The organism is Actibacterium sp. EMB200-NS6 (assembly GCF_001305615.1).
GTDB classification, from domain to species: Bacteria; Pseudomonadota; Alphaproteobacteria; order Rhodobacterales; family Rhodobacteraceae; genus Actibacterium_A; species Actibacterium_A naphthalenivorans.
Window position 1 is genome coordinate 511,853 of record NZ_CP010869.1, and the last position, 14,101, is coordinate 525,953.

Genomic DNA, 14,101 nt, shown 5'->3' on the forward strand with positions numbered 1-14,101 from the left:
TTCATGCTCCGCTCGCTTACCCATGCGGCGAACGCCCGTCAACCGGAGGCGCCTTATGGCCCATGACCCGAACGCCCCGCCGATCAACCCGCTGCCGCCGGTGGTGTGGATGCTGGTGCTGCCCATCGCCCTGATCGAACTGGCGCTCAGCGCCGGAACGCGCGGTATCATCGGCGGGCCGCAGGCGGTGGGCTGGCGTCTGGGGGCGATACAGGATTACGCCTTTTCGGGCGTGGTGTTCGACTGGATGCTGGCCACGGGCCAGTTTCCGCCCCAGCATATGCTGCGCTTTGTCAGCTATCCGTTCATCCACCTCAGCTTCACCCATGCGCTGTTCGTCATCGTGTTCCTGCTGGCGCTGGGCAAGATGGTGGGCGAGGTGTTTCGCGCCTGGGCGGTGCTTGTGGTGTTCTTCGTGTCGGGCATCATCGGCGCGCTGGCTTATGGGCTGTTGCTGAACGATCCGGCGCCGCTGGTCGGGGGCTATCCGGCGGTCTACGGGCTGATCGGGGCGTTCACCTTTCTGATGTGGGTTAGGCTGGCGGCGACGGGCGGCGACAGGTACCGCGCCTTTTCGCTGATCGGGTTTCTTCTGGGCATCCAGCTGCTGTTCAGCGTTCTGTTCGGCGGCAGCCGCGACTGGGTGGCCGATATCGCCGGTTTCGGCGCCGGTTTCGTGCTGTCGTTTCTGGTCAGCCCCGGCGGGTGGGGCCGGGTGCGGCAGCGGATACGGCACCGATAGCGGGCGGGGCTCAGCCGCGCCGCATGGCCCGCCTGAATTCGCCCAGTCGAAACGCACCCAGAAGGTGGCCGAGCCCGAAATAGCTGACCATGCCAAGCGCCACCAGCACGGCCAGCGCCAGATAGCGCAGCCGCCCGGCATGCAGCCACGGCGCCAGCACCAGCGCCGCGCCGTAGAGCAGCGCCCCCATCAGCAGCGCGGCCGCGATGATCCGCACCAGCCGTTTGCGAAAACGGGCATCGACCAGCGCGGCATCGCCCATATGCCGTGATCCACGCCACAGCAGCACGACCATGGCCCAGCCCGCAAGCGTGGTGCCAAGGGCTGCGGCCAGATAGCCGATGACGGGCGTCAGCCCGACCGCGACCACCACATTCACCAACAGGGACACAAGCGCGTAGTAGAACGGCGTTTTCGTGTTTTCCCGCGCGAAGAACAGCGGTTGCAGCACCTTCTGGATCACGAAGGCGGGCAGGCCGAGCCCGTAGACCGCCACAGCCGCCGCCGTGGCGGCGGTATCGGCGGGCCCGAAGGCGCCGCGCTGAAACAGCACGCCGATCAGCGGGCCGGGGATGGCCATCAGCGCCACGGCGGCAGGGATGGTCATCGCCAGCGACAGCTCGCCCGCGCGGTTGAACGCATCGCGCCCGCCCGCCGTATCCCCGGCGCGCAGGCGGCGCGACAGGTCGGGCAGAAGCACCACGCCGATGGCGATGCCGACCACACCCAGCGGCAGTTGATACAGCCGGTCGGCATAGTTCAGCCACGCAATCGCGCCGTCGTAGAAACTGGCCACCTGACGGCCCACCAGCAGGTTCACCTGCACCACGCCCCCGGCCAGCGCGGCGGGCCCGGCGATGATCGCCAGCCGTTTCAGCTCTGGTGTGAGACGCGGGCGGCGCAGGGTCAGCCGGTAGCCCGCGCGCGACGCGGCGACCCAGACCAGCGCCATCTGCGCCGCGCCCGCCACCGGCACTGTCCAGGCCAGGGTGTCGCCGATGGGCCATCCGGCGAACCGGGCGATGACAAGCGTGCTGATGAACAGAAGGTTCAGCAGCACGGGCGCGGCGGCGGCGGCCACGAAACGCCCGGTGGCGTTCAGAACGCCCGACAGCAGCGCCGCCAGCGAGATGAACAGGATATAGGGAAAGGCGATCCGCCCGAAATGCACGGCCAGTCCGAAGCGCTCATCCTCCAGAAACCCCGAGGCCATGGCCAGCACCAGCCACGGCATGAAGACCTGCGCCACGACGGTAAAGCCGATCAGCACCGTGGCCAGCCCGGTAAAGGCGTCGCGGGCGAAGGTTTCGGCATCCTCGCCGCCTTCCAGCTTTTTCGAGAACATCGGCACGAAGGCCATGTTGAACGCGCCTTCGGCAAAGAAGCGGCGGAACATGTTGGGCAGGGAAAAGGCGATCAGAAACGCCTCGGCCACCGGGCCCGCGCCCAGATAGGCGGCAATCAGGATGTCGCGCGCAAAACCCAGCACACGGCTGAGCAGGGTCCACATGCCGACCGTCAGAAACCCCGACACCAAGCTGATGGGAATCATCAGTTGCGCGCCCTTTCCGCACCTTTTTCGATCACGCCGCGCAGTTTCTTTTCAAGGCTTTCCTGCTTGGATGTCGAATGCAGTTTCAGCCCGAACATATCCTTCACATAGAAGGTGTCGACCACCTGCGCGCCGTAGGTCGCGATCATCGCCGAGGCGATGTAGATATTGGCATTGGCGAGAACCCGGGTCAGATCGAACAGCAGGCCGGGGCGGTCGCGGGTATCAACCTCGATGATCGTGTAGATATCGGAGCCTTCATTGTCGAAGGTGATCGAGGTGGGGAATTGAAAACCGCGCTCGCGCCTGCCCAGCTTGTCACGATCGGCCAGTTTTTCACGCGGAACGACCTCGCCGCCCAGCGTCTTGCCGATCATGTCGCGCAGCCGGGGCAGGCGGCTGGATTCATAGGGCGCGCCGTCGGTATCCTGTATCCAGAACACAGCCGTGGCATAGCCATCCTTCGACGTGTAGGTGCGCGCGTCCACCACATTGGCGCCGACCATGGCCAGCGCCCCGGCAAGCCGCGAGAAAATGCCGGGGTGATCGGCCAGAACAAAGCAGGCGCGGGTCGCGTCGCGGTCCTTGTCGGGCATCAGGTCGATGCGGATCTCGTTCTCGGACACTTGGCGCAGCAGCCGGGCGAAGACGATCTGGGTTTCGGTCTGCAGCCCCTGCCAGTAGGTGCCGTAGTGGCGGTTGGTTTCGGTGCGCAGGTCTTTCTTGTCCCAGTCCGCGAGCGCGGCGCGCAGGGCCTTTTTCGCCTCGGCCTCGCGGGCTTCGCGGTTCAGGTCTTCCAGCCCGTTTTCCAGCGCATCCGCCGTCTGCCAGTAGAGGCTGCGCAGCAACTGCGCCTTCCAGTTGTTCCAGGTGCCCGGGCCGACGCCGCGGATGTCGCAGACCGTCAGCACGGTCAGCAGATCAAGCCGCTTTTTCGTCTTCACCAGCTTGGCGAAGTCGCGCACCGTGCGCGGATCCGAAATGTCGCGCTTCTGCGCCATGTCGGACATCAGCAGGTGATAGCGCACCAGCCATTCCACGGTTTCGCATTCGTCGGGCTTCAGCCCCAGCCGGGGCGCGACCTTGCGGGCGATGCGCGCGCCCAGGATCGAATGATCCTCTTTGCGGCCCTTGCCGATGTCATGCAGCAGCAGCGCCACATACAGAACCTTGCGGTTGATGCCGGCCTTCAGGATGCGGCTGGCGACGGGCAGGGTTTCCTGCAGCTCCTCACGCTCGATCTGCGCCAGAACGGAGACGCATTGGATGATGTGCTCGTCCACCGTGTAGTGGTGATAGACGTTGAACTGCATCATCGCCAGGATCGGCTCGAATTCGGGAATGAAGGCGGCCAGAACGCCCAGCTCGTTCATCCGGCGCAGGGCGCGCTCGGGGTTGCCGTGCTTGAGCAGCAGGTCAAGGAAGATGCGCTGCGCTTCCTTGTTGTTGCGCGTGTCGTCGTCGATCAGCTGAAGATTCGCCGCGATCAGGCGCATCGCGTTGGGATGGATCAGTGTGCCGGTGCGCAGCGCTTCCTCGAATATCCGCAGGATGTTCAGCCGGTTATCGAAAAAGCTCTCCTCATCGGCGATGCTCAGCCGGTTCTGGACGATCCGGTACCCCGCCTTGGCGCGTTTCTTGCGCTGGAACAGGCCGATCAGGCTGGGCGCGGTCTTGACGTGGCTGGCCTCCAGCGCGGTCAGGAAGATGCGGGTCAGCTCGCCGACATGGGTGGCGTGGCGGAAATAATCCTGCATGAAATGCTCGACGGCGCGGCGGCCGCCATGGTCTGTATAACCCATCCGCGCCGCCACCTCGACCTGCATGTCAAAGGTCAGCTGATCCATCCCGCGGCCCGCGATCAGGTGCAGATGGCAGCGGACGGCCCACAGGAAGTTTTCGGCGCTGCGGAATTCCTCGAACTCTTCCGGGGTGAACACGCCCAGCCCGACCAGCGCGGCGGTGTCGTCTTCATGATGTACGTATTTGGTGATCCAGAACAGCGACTGCAGGTCGCGCAGCCCGCCCTTGCCCTCTTTCACATTGGGTTCCAGCATATAGCGCTGGCCGCCCTGCTTCTTGTGCCGCTCGGCGCGTTCGGCCAGCTTGGCCTCGACGAAATCCGACGCGGTCGCGCTGAACAGATCGTTCCAGAGCCGGTCGTTCAACTCCTGGCTCAGCGGGGCATAGCCGCCCAGAAACCGGTTCTCCAGCAGGGCGGTGCGGATGGTGTAATCCTCCCGCGCGAGACGCACGCAATCCTTTACGGTGCGGCTTGCATGGCCGACCTTCAGGCGAAGGTCCCACAGGATATAGAGCATGGATTCGATCACGCTCTCGGCCCAGCCGGTGATCTTGTAGGGGGTCAGGAACAGCAGATCGACATCGGAATAGGGCGCCATCTCGGCCCGGCCGTAGCCGCCGACCGCGAAAATCGCCAGGCGTTCGCCTTCGGTGGGGTTGGGAAGGACGTGCAACCGTTTCGTGGTCACTTCCATCACAGCGCAGACGATGCTGTCCGTCAGATAGGCATAGGAATGCACCGCACGCCGTGCCGACAGCGGGCTCTGCTCAAAAGCTTCGGCGATCGCGTCATTGCCGGCCTTGCGGGCGGCAAGCAGGATCTGCACCGTGGCGGCGCGGATGTCGCGCGCGTCGGTCAGGGCCTCGATGTCACTCTCCAGGGCGGCGGCAATCGCGGCGCGGTCGAAAATCTCGACGGCAGGGCGGATCAGCTGATCGGGCGCGGGTGTCGTGCCGTTTCCGGGGTGCGTCCGGTCAGAGACCAGGGCCGCCGAAGCTTCTTGGGGCAGGGTCAATCACAACCACCTGATTGTTGCGGATTTCAGCCACGGCAAGGCCGCGCTCGTTGGTGCCATCGGGCAACAGGCGGAATACACCGTTCACGCCGATAAAGCCAGAGCCCTGCGTCAGCGACCGGACAGAGAGCGCATCGGCGCCGCCCTTGCGTACAAGCGCGCCAATCGCCGCTATGCCGTCATAGGCCAGCCCGGCGATGTGATGCGGCGCCTCACCATAGGCGGCCTGATAGCGTGAGCGGAACTGGGCGCTCAGCGCGGGGTCGGGCAGCGCGAACCAGCCACCCTGTGCGCCGGGAAGCGCCTGGAACGACGGCGGTATATCCCAGCGGGTCAGGCCGATGAACTGGAAGCTCGCGCTATCGACACCGTTTTCCGGCAGAAGCTGCACCAGAAGCGGAAGCGCGGCATCGGTGTTGGCGGTGAAGAAGATGGCTTGCGCGCCGGAGGTTTTGGCCGCATTCGCGATGAGCGGCACCGCCTGCACGACACCGTTTTGCGAGAATTCATAAGAGCTTTCGTTGACGACGTTCGCGCCGTTGGCGGCGGCGGCAGAGCGGATTGCCGCCGCGCCCAACTCTCCGGCGATTTGCTGATCACGCACGATCATCATATCCGGCTTTCCGGCCCGCACGGAATAGCGAACCAGCCGGTTGGCCGTGTTCTGGAACGTCGGGCCAAGAACAAAGACGTTGCCACCGGCGATCTCGGTATTGTTGGAAAAGCTCAGGACATTGATGCCCCGGCCGGCAACGGCGACGCCGACGGCATTGGCCGATTGCGCGAAAACCGGGCCAAGGATGATCTTCGCGCCGTCGTTCACGGCCGTCGCCGCGACCTCGGCGGCCAGTGCCGCATCGCCGGCGGTGTCGTAGACGCGCAGATCAATCTGCACCCCGTCAAGATCGGCCATCGCCAGCCGCGCAGCGTTTTCGAGGCTCTTGGCAAGCAGGGCATCGCCCATCTGGCCCGACCCGCCCGGAACCAGCAGCGCCACGGGCACCGCGCGCCTGGTGTTCAGCGACGGGCCGTTGCCGACCGCGCCCGGGTCACAGGCGGTAAGGGCCAGGGTAAATGCAAGAAAAACGATCAGCCGTGCGAACGGCTTGCGCAATTGCGCGAAAAGGACAACCATGACACCTCTCCTGAATCCCGGATCCGGACCCTTCACTTTCCCGGACCCTACGGGCTTCGGCAGATCAAGTAAACGTCAGAGAAAGCCTCGTGCCCGTGCAACTCCAGATCGTTCCGCTTCAGCCCGGGCTCTACTTCGTCGCTACCCCGATCGGGGCGGCGCGGGATATCACGCTGCGGGCGCTGGATATACTGGCCTCGGCCGATGTGATCGCGGCGGAAGACACGCGCACGGCCCGGCATCTGATGCGCATTCACGGAATTTCGGCAGGCGACCGCCCGATGATCCCCTATCACGACCACAATGGCGCAGAGATGCGCCCGCGGCTGATCCGCATGATCGCCGAAGGCAAATCGGTGGCCTATGCCAGCGAGGCCGGAACCCCGCTTGTCGCCGATCCGGGCTATCAGCTTGCCCGCGAGGTCATCGGCGCCGGCCTGCCGGTGATCTCGGCGCCAGGTCCGTCGGCCGTGCTGGCGGCGCTGACCGTTTCGGGCCTGCCCACCGACAGATTCCTGTTCGCCGGATTTCCGCCGACGGCAAAGGGCGCGCGGAAAAAATGGCTGGCGGAACTGGCGGAAATCCCGGCGACGCTGGTGCTCTACGAATCTCCGAAACGCGTTCAGGGATTGTTAGGCGACCTTGTGCAATGCTTCGGAGCAGAGAGACAGGCAGCAGTGTGCCGGGAGCTTACGAAACGATTCGAGGAAGTGTCGCGCGGTAGTTTGGCAGAGCTGGTCGAGGCATATGAAGGGCGCAGCGTGAAGGGCGAGATCGTTGTTCTTGTCGATCGGGCGCCGGTGCGTACGGCCGATGCCGCGTCGATGACCGCGGCGTTGCGCGCGGCGCTTCGGCAAAAGTCGGTGAAGGATGCCGCAGCAGATGTTGCCGAGGCTTTGGGGTTGCCGAAGCGGCGGGTTTATCAGGCTGCGCTGGAATTGGAGAAAGAAGAATGAGCGGAACGGTTTCCTACCATGCGGGGCGTGTTGCCGAAGACAGCGTGGCGGAAAATTATGCGCGCCGCGGGTTTGCCATTGCGCAGCGGCGCTGGCGGGGGCGTGGTGGTGAGATTGATCTGATTGCGCGTGAAGGTGACAGTCTGGTGTTCATCGAGGTCAAGAAAAGCCGGTCTTTCGCGCGGGCGGCAGAGCGGATTTCGCGCCGGCAGATGGAGCGGATACTCATGGCGGCCTCGGAATTCGTGGCGGGCGAGCCGCGCGGACAATTGACGGACATGCGTTTTGACGTGGCGCTGGTGGACGGGACGGGCAGGATCGAAATTCTGGAAAACGCGTTCGCGGCCTGATGTGAAAGTGCGATTGCAACATGGCGCGCGGCAGGCCATGTAGTCTCTAACTTCCGGGAGAACGCGCATGTCGCTCAAAGTTGCAATTCAGATGGATCCGATCGGCCCGATCGACATCACCGCTGACAGCACCTTCCGCCTTGCCGAAGAGGCGCAGGCGCGTGGGCACCAGCTGTTCTACTATACGCCCGACAAGCTCTACTGGAATGATGGGCGGGTCATGGCGCGCGGCTGGCCGCTGACCGTGCGGCGGGTCAAGGGCGACCATTTCGCGCTGGGCGACGAGATGGATGTGGATTTGTCGGAGTGGGACGTGGTCTGGCTGCGGCAGGATCCGCCCTTCGACATGGGCTACATCACGACCACCCATCTTTTGGAACGTCTTCATCCCGCCACGCTTGTGGTGAATGATCCGTTCTGGGTGCGGAACTTTCCCGAAAAGCTTCTGGTGCTGCAGTTTCCCGATCTGATTCCGCCGACGCTGATCGCGCGGGATCTTGTCACGATCCGCGAGTTCAAGGCGCTTCATGGTGACATCATCCTGAAGCCGCTTTACGGAAACGGCGGCGCCGGGGTGTTCCGGCTGGATCCGAATGACCGCAACCTGTCATCGTTGCACGAGCTGTTTACCGGCCTTAGCCGCGAGCCGCTGATCGCCCAGAAATTCCTGCCCGACGTCTCGAACGGTGACAAGCGGGTGATTCTGGTGAATGGAGAGCCGGTCGGCGCCATCAACCGGGTGCCCCAGGCGGGCGAGACGCGGTCGAACATGCATGTGGGCGGGCGGCCCGAAAAGGTTGGCCTGACCGCGCGGGATCTGGAGATCTGCGCGGCCATCGGTCCGACGCTGCGGGATCATGGTCAGATTTTCGTGGGGATCGATGTGATCGGTGATTATCTGACCGAAATCAACGTGACCTCGCCCACCGGCATTCAGGAGCTGGAGCGGTTCGACGGCACCAATGTCGCCGAGCGGATCTGGCAGGTGATCGAGGCAAAGCGCGCGGGCTGATGTCCTGGCAATTGCGCCTGTTGACTCTTTGGTTGCGACGCGTCGAAAAGCCTGCGCTGGCGCGCATAGAGCCGGCGGTTGCGCGCGCCCGGTTCGAGCGGCAGGGGCACATGTTCCGCAACCCGCCCTACGCGCTCTATCTGCAAGACCGCGTTGGTGATGTTCCGATCACCTGGGCATCCTGCCGCGTCCGACGGCCTGGTATCCTCCTTTATCTGCACGGTGGTGCCCATCTGATGGGTAGCCCGTTCACCCATCGCGCGATGCTGGCGCGCCTTTCGGCGATGACGGGACAGCGGGCTTGCCTGCCCGCCATGCGGCTGGCACCCGAGCATCCGTTTCCCGCGAGCCTGGACGACGCCGAGGCGGTTTGGGAGGGGCTGGTCGTGCGCGGCTATCCGCCCGGGCGGATCATCCTGGGCGGCGACAGTTCCGGCGGCGGGCTGATGCTGGCGCTGCTGGCCCGGCTTCTGGCGCGGGGGGTGCGGCCCGCGGCCGCCTTCGCCTTGTCGCCCTGGGTGGATCTGACGGCATCGGGCCGGTCGATGCGGGAGAACGCGGTTTCGGACCCCTTGTTGCCCGCCAGCCGGCTGGCGGAGGTGCGGCGCTATTATCTTGCCGGGGCCGATCCGCGCGATCCGGGCGCCTCGCCCCTGTTCGCGGCATTTCCCGGTTGTCCGCCCGTCTTCCTGCAGGCCGCCCGCACCGAGATTCTGCGCGACGACTCGCTGCGCATGGCCGCGCGTTTGCGCGGCTTCGGTGCGGCGGTGACAGTCGACATGTGGGACGACCCGCCGCATGTCTGGCCGATCTTTCAGGGCTGGCTGCCCGAGGCTGACGCGGCGCTGGCGAATATCGCGGGGTTTCTTACGTCTCTTTCAGCGACACCAGCCGAAAGCTGACCGCCTCTGCCACATGCGGTTTGCACACCTGCGCCGATCCGTCGAGATCGGCGATGGTGCGCGCGACCCGCATCACTCGGTGAAAGCCGCGCGCCGACAGGCCGAACCGTTCGGCCACGCGCGACAACAGGGCGCGCCCTTCGGCATCGGGCGTCGCGATCTCGTCCAGCAGGCGACCTTCGGCATCGGCGTTGCTGCGCGCGTCCTCGTGCCCGGCGAAGCGCGCGGACTGAACTGCGCGGGCGGCCGCGACGCGCTTGGCCACGTCGGCGGAGCTGTCGCCCGATTCAGGCAGGTTGAGGTCGGTATAGGCCACGGGGGGCACCTCGACCCGAAGATCGAACCTGTCCATCAGCGGGCCCGAAATGCGGCCGAGGTAATCCTCGCCACATTGCGGCACGCGGGCGCAGGCGCGGGACGGGTCGGCAAGATAGCCGCATTTGCAGGGGTTCGCGGCGGCCACCAGAAGAAACCGGCAGGGGTATCGCATGTGCGCGTTGGCGCGGGCCACGACAACCTCGCCCGTTTCGATCGGCTGGCGCAGGGTTTCCAGCACGGCGCGGGGGAATTCGGGGAATTCATCCATGAACAGCACCCCGTTATGGGCCAAAGAGATCTCGCCAGGTTTGGCGCCGCGCCCGCCCCCGACGATGGCGGCCATCGAGGCTGTGTGATGCGGTTCGCGGAACGGCCTCGTGCGCGAGATCCCGCCCTCGTCCAGCAGGCCCGACAGGGAATGGATCATCGAGGTTTCCAGCGCCTCGACCGGTTCCAGCGGCGGCAGGATGCCCGGCATGCGCGCGGCCAGCATGGATTTGCCCGACCCCGGCGCGCCGACCATCAGCATGTGATGGCGCCCGGCGGCGGCAATCTCCAGCGCGCGTTTGGCGCGTTCCTGCCCTTTGACGTCGCGCAGGTCGCGGGTCTGGGCTGGTGCGGTCACCTCGCCCGGCTCGGCGGGGGAGAGCGGAGATTGCCCGGTGTAGTGGCGCACGACCTCGCCCAGCGATCCCGCCGCCAGCACCTGTGTCGCGCCCACCCAGGCCGCTTCGGGGCCGCAGGCGCGGGGGCAAAGCAGCGCCCTGTCCGCCTCGGCCGCCGCCATGGCCGCAGGCAGGGCCCCGAGCACTGGCACCAGCGATCCGTCCAGCGACATTTCCCCCAGCGCCACGGTCCGCTCCACCTCGTCGCGCGGCACGACATCGAGCGCGGCCAGCAGCGCCAGTGCGATCGGCAGGTCGAAATGCGAGCCTTCCTTGGGCAGGTCGGCGGGCGACAGGTTGACGGTGATGCGTTTTGACGGCAGCGCCAGCGCCATCGCGGTCAGCGCCGCGCGCACCCGGTCGCGCGCTTCGCTGACCGCCTTGTCGGGCAGGCCGACGATCGAGAAGGCGGGCAGGCCGGCGGTGATGGCGCATTGCACCTCGACCATCCGGGCATCCACCCCTTCAAAGGCCACCGTATAGGCCCGCGCAACCATTCCCGCCTCCGCCTTTACCTTGGTTAACGGGTAAGGCGGGAAGGTTTACGAATGGTAAATGGCCATGAAGGCGGGGAAGGCTTCGGGATCGTTCACTGTCTTGTCCCGGCAGGTGGTGTTGCAAAAGCCGAAGATGCGGCCGTCGAGCTGCATGAAATGCCCCGCCGGCAGGCCGGAATAGGGGCAGGCGGCATTTTCGGCAGGCCCGCTTTGCACCGCGCGGGCAGGCAGCGGGGCGGGGCCCGGCCAGGGCCTGAATGGCAGATCCATGGCATAGGGTTCGGTATCGTAGCGCTGCGTCAGCCCTTCAGCGCGCCAGCGCCGGAAGGCCGGGTCTGCCAGATGGGCGGCGACATAGGCGGCGGCCTCATCCTCGACGGGCAGGTCATAGCTGGCGATGCGGGCGGCAACGGGGGCGTAGAACACATCGGCCAGGGAATACTCGCCGAACAGCCACGGCCCGCCGCCGCCGAACCGGGAACGCGCGGTGGCCCAGAGCAGCGCGATACGGGCAAGATCGGCGCGCACCGCATCGGATGGCGCGAACCCCTGATAAGCGCGCGACAGGTTCATCGGGCAGGCGCCACGCAGGGCGGTAAAGCCCGAGTGCATTTCCGCGGCCAGCCAGCGGGCGAGGATGCGGGCCGACGGGTCTGCGGGCCACAGCCCGGCGTCGGGGTGTCGCTCGGCCAGGGTTTCGGCGATGGCCAGCGTATCCTGCAGCGGGTCGCCTTCGGGCGTGCGCAGGACCGGCACCAGACGCGCCGGCGCAAGCGGGGCCAGATCGGCCGCCATGGTGCCGGAGTAGAGCCCGACCGCGGTTGTGCGCACGGGCAGGCCAAATTTCTCGAACATCAGCCAGCCGCGCAGCGACCAGCTGGAATAGGTTTTGTCGCCAAGGTAAAGATCATATGTCATGCCGGGCAGGCTAGCGCGCCTTTTGATATTTCAGAAACGCTGTTTTGTGCGATTTGCCATCATCGGTGTTGATGGTCTGTGAGCACAGGCACAGGCCCTGTGCAAGCACCTGGGCCGGGCGCGCGGCGCATATTTTCGCATTTGCTGCGGAGGAGAGAAATTTTGTTTAAAATCAGTTATTTAGATTGGGCTCTGCTATCCTGAAAGCGTGCAGGAATCGCCTTTTGTGTGGGCGTTTCATCCGAATTCCCGCGGGTCGGGGAAACTATTCGTGATCCAGCCACGTTTCGCTTTCGTATAATATTGCAAGGCTGCACCCTTGGGGCAGCACGCCAATCCAACCCAGGAGGCGAAAATGGCACTTGATGGATTTTCCGACAGAACCCTTTCCCGGCAGGCGATGAAGGCAGAGTTGCTGGATGCAGAGACGGAGCTGAAGCTTGCCTATGCCTGGCGCGATCAGCGCGACGAAGAGGCGCTGCACCGCCTGATAACGGCGTATATGCGCCTCGCGATTTCGATGGCGACCAAGTTTCGCCGCTATGGCGCGCCAATGAACGATCTGATCCAGGAGGCCAGCCTTGGCCTGATGAAGGCCGCCGACAAGTTCGATCCGGATCGGGGCGTTCGGTTTTCGACCTATGCGGTGTGGTGGATCAAGGCGTCGATCCAGGACCATGTGATGCGCAACTGGTCGATGGTGCGCACCGGCACGACCTCTTCGCAGAAATCGCTGTTCTTCAACCTGCGCCGGGTTCAGGCCCGGCTGGAGCGCGAGGCAAGCGCCCGGGGCGAGACGCTGGACCGGCATCAACTGCGCGAGAGGATCGCATCGGAAGTGGGTGTTTCGATGTCTGACGTCGAGATGATGGAGGGGCGGCTCGCCGGCACCGATTTTTCGCTCAACGCCACCCAATCCGCCGAAGACGACGGGCGTGAATGGATCGAATCGCTGGAAGATGACAGCGCGCAGGCCGAGGAGCGTGTGGCGCGCGCGCATGATCTGGCGACGCTGCGTGGCTGGCTGCGCGCCGCCATGGCCGGGCTGAACGAGCGCGAACAGTTCATCGTGCGCGAGCGCAAGCTGCGCGATGACCCGCGCACGCTGGAAAGCCTGGGCCAGGAACTGGGCCTGTCGAAAGAGCGGGTGCGGCAGTTGGAGGCGGCCGCCTTCGGAAAGATGCGCAAGAGCCTTGAAGCGCAGAGCCCCGAGGTGCATGACTTCTTCGCGTGACACAGGTGAATTTCATTTTCGCCGGGCTGGCCGCCGCCATGCTGGCGTCCGGCGCGCAGGCGGCGGAGATCGGCGCAGAAGCGCTGGCCTCTTTGCCGCCCGTCGATGTGGTTGTTCTGGGCGAGGTTCATGACAACCCGGTACATCATGCAAATCAGGCGCGAGCGGTTTCCGCGCTGACCCCCCGGGCGCTGGTGTTCGAGATGCTGACGCCGGCGCAGGCGGCGCGGGCAACCCCGGCCGCGCGCGGCGACGCGGCTGCCCTGGAGGCGGCGCTGGGCTGGGCTGACTCGGGCTGGCCCGACTTTGCGCTTTACTATCCGATATTCGCGGCGGCGCCGGAGGCCGCGGTCTACGGTGGCGGCCTTCCGCGCGGCGACGTGCGCCGGGCCATCGCGGAAGGCGCGGTTGCGGTGTTCGGGGATGACGCGGCGGCCTTTGGGCTGGCCGCGCCGCTGCCGGAGGACGAGCAGGCGCTGCGGGACGAGGGGCAGCAGGCCGCCCATTGCAATGCGCTGCCCGCCGAGATGCTGCCCGGGATGGTCGAGGCGCAGCGCCTGCGCGACGCGGCGCTTGCGCGTGCGGTGGTGCGGGCGCTGGCCGGGAATGGCGGCCCGGTTGCGGTGATCACCGGCAATGGCCATGCGCGCAAGGACTGGGGCCTGCCCGCCGCGCTGGCCGTGGCGGCGCCTGACGTGACACTCCTGTCGATCGGGCAGTTCGAGGAGGCGCCGGAAGATGATCCGCCGTTTGACCGGTGGTTGATCACCGCCCCGGCCGAGCGGGATGACCCCTGCGCCGGATTTTCCGTGCAGTGAGCGTTTGTGAATTGCGCGGAGGGTATTGCGTTGCTTTTGCGTGCGGGACGCCTCCGGCGGGAGTATTTTTGCCGAGAAGATGAGCCCGGTGATTTTAGGGCGACCGGTCGGGTTTTGCCTTGGTGGCGGGTGAGTGAACTTGTTTCACCCGGCGCGGCGTCCTAGACAGGGGGCGAAGCCTTG

Annotated in this window: 12 protein-coding genes; 7 read left to right on the forward strand and 5 right to left on the reverse strand. The window is 65.6% G+C overall.

The annotated features are described in order from the left end of the window. The first annotated feature begins 55 nt into the window (after positions 1-55). Positions 56-742, forward strand: coding sequence for a rhomboid family intramembrane serine protease (locus TQ29_RS02585; RefSeq protein WP_054537893.1), 687 nt, complete (start codon positions 56-58; stop codon positions 740-742). 10 nt (positions 743-752) lie between these two features. Here TQ29_RS02585 and murJ read toward each other — a convergent pair whose 3' ends face one another. The 3 genes from murJ to TQ29_RS02600 are packed head-to-tail and all read right to left on the reverse strand — an operon-like array spanning position 753 to position 6,248. After that, positions 753-2,294 (reverse strand): murein biosynthesis integral membrane protein MurJ, encoded by a 1,542-nt coding sequence (gene murJ / locus TQ29_RS02590; RefSeq protein WP_054537894.1) that lies wholly within the window; start codon positions 2,292-2,294, stop codon positions 753-755. Next, positions 2,294-5,113, reverse strand: a complete 2,820-nt coding sequence (locus tag TQ29_RS02595) for a [protein-PII] uridylyltransferase (RefSeq protein ID WP_082386497.1) — start codon at positions 5,111-5,113, stop codon at positions 2,294-2,296. The genes murJ and TQ29_RS02595 overlap by 1 nt, the downstream gene beginning before the upstream one ends. Then, positions 5,073-6,248, reverse strand: a complete 1,176-nt coding sequence (locus tag TQ29_RS02600; protein WP_054537895.1) for a penicillin-binding protein activator — start codon at positions 6,246-6,248, stop codon at positions 5,073-5,075. The genes TQ29_RS02595 and TQ29_RS02600 overlap by 41 nt, the downstream gene beginning before the upstream one ends. A 95-nt stretch (positions 6,249-6,343) precedes the next feature. On the opposite strand from TQ29_RS02600, the gene rsmI reads away from it, so the two are divergent. The 4 genes from rsmI to TQ29_RS02620 all read left to right on the forward strand — a co-directional run bounded on the left by rsmI (position 6,344) and on the right by TQ29_RS02620 (position 9,468). Continuing rightward, positions 6,344-7,204 carry a 16S rRNA (cytidine(1402)-2'-O)-methyltransferase gene (gene rsmI / locus TQ29_RS02605; protein ID WP_054540295.1) on the forward strand — a complete coding sequence of 287 codons (861 nt, stop codon included), beginning with the start codon at positions 6,344-6,346 and terminating at the stop codon, positions 7,202-7,204. Continuing rightward, complete coding sequence (locus tag TQ29_RS02610) at positions 7,201-7,554, forward strand: YraN family protein (protein ID WP_054537896.1); 354 nt, start codon at positions 7,201-7,203, stop codon at positions 7,552-7,554. The genes rsmI and TQ29_RS02610 overlap by 4 nt, the downstream gene beginning before the upstream one ends. A gap of 67 nt (positions 7,555-7,621) precedes the next feature. Then, positions 7,622-8,566, forward strand: a complete 945-nt coding sequence (gene gshB, locus TQ29_RS02615) for a glutathione synthase (RefSeq protein ID WP_054537897.1) — start codon at positions 7,622-7,624, stop codon at positions 8,564-8,566. Continuing rightward, positions 8,566-9,468, forward strand: coding sequence for an alpha/beta hydrolase fold domain-containing protein (locus TQ29_RS02620; RefSeq protein WP_054537898.1), 903 nt, complete (start codon positions 8,566-8,568; stop codon positions 9,466-9,468). The genes gshB and TQ29_RS02620 overlap by 1 nt, the downstream gene beginning before the upstream one ends. Here the strand turns inward: TQ29_RS02620 and TQ29_RS02625 are convergent. Together TQ29_RS02625 and TQ29_RS02630 are read right to left on the reverse strand one after the other, a co-directional pair. Further along, positions 9,434-10,948: a YifB family Mg chelatase-like AAA ATPase gene (locus tag TQ29_RS02625; RefSeq protein ID WP_054537899.1), complete on the reverse strand. Its 1,515-nt coding sequence runs from the start codon at positions 10,946-10,948 to the stop codon at positions 9,434-9,436. The two genes, TQ29_RS02620 and TQ29_RS02625, sit on opposite strands and share 35 nt — an antisense overlap. A 45-nt stretch (positions 10,949-10,993) precedes the next feature. After that, a complete protein-coding gene (locus TQ29_RS02630; protein ID WP_054537900.1) occupies positions 10,994-11,866 on the reverse strand; it encodes a glutathione S-transferase in 873 nt (290 codons plus the stop codon). A gap of 355 nt (positions 11,867-12,221) precedes the next feature. On the opposite strand from TQ29_RS02630, the gene TQ29_RS02635 reads away from it, so the two are divergent. After that, positions 12,222-13,100, forward strand: coding sequence for an RNA polymerase factor sigma-32 (locus TQ29_RS02635; protein WP_054537901.1), 879 nt, complete (start codon positions 12,222-12,224; stop codon positions 13,098-13,100). A gap of 38 nt (positions 13,101-13,138) precedes the next feature. Then, positions 13,139-13,918: a ChaN family lipoprotein gene (locus TQ29_RS02640; RefSeq protein ID WP_054540296.1), complete on the forward strand. Its 780-nt coding sequence runs from the start codon at positions 13,139-13,141 to the stop codon at positions 13,916-13,918. Positions 13,919-14,101: the final 183 nt, after the last annotated feature.

Excerpts from the sequence above, each read along its gene's own strand:
- gshB (WP_054537897.1), top strand. The coding sequence starts at position 7,622 with ATGTCGCTCAAAGTTGCAATTCAGATGGATCCGATCGGCCCGATCGAC.
- TQ29_RS02635 (WP_054537901.1), top strand. The coding sequence starts at position 12,222 with ATGGCACTTGATGGATTTTCCGACAGAACCCTTTCCCGGCAGGCGATG.
- TQ29_RS02625 (WP_054537899.1), bottom strand. The coding sequence starts at position 10,948 with ATGGTTGCGCGGGCCTATACGGTGGCCTTTGAAGGGGTGGATGCCCGG.
- TQ29_RS02640 (WP_054540296.1), top strand. The coding sequence starts at position 13,139 with ATGCTGGCGTCCGGCGCGCAGGCGGCGGAGATCGGCGCAGAAGCGCTG.
- murJ (WP_054537894.1), bottom strand. The coding sequence starts at position 2,294 with ATGATTCCCATCAGCTTGGTGTCGGGGTTTCTGACGGTCGGCATGTGG.
- TQ29_RS02630 (WP_054537900.1), bottom strand. The coding sequence starts at position 11,866 with ATGACATATGATCTTTACCTTGGCGACAAAACCTATTCCAGCTGGTCG.
- TQ29_RS02610 (WP_054537896.1), top strand. The coding sequence starts at position 7,201 with ATGAGCGGAACGGTTTCCTACCATGCGGGGCGTGTTGCCGAAGACAGC.
- TQ29_RS02620 (WP_054537898.1), top strand. The coding sequence starts at position 8,566 with ATGTCCTGGCAATTGCGCCTGTTGACTCTTTGGTTGCGACGCGTCGAA.
- TQ29_RS02600 (WP_054537895.1), bottom strand. The coding sequence starts at position 6,248 with ATGGTTGTCCTTTTCGCGCAATTGCGCAAGCCGTTCGCACGGCTGATC.
- TQ29_RS02585 (WP_054537893.1), top strand. The coding sequence starts at position 56 with ATGGCCCATGACCCGAACGCCCCGCCGATCAACCCGCTGCCGCCGGTG.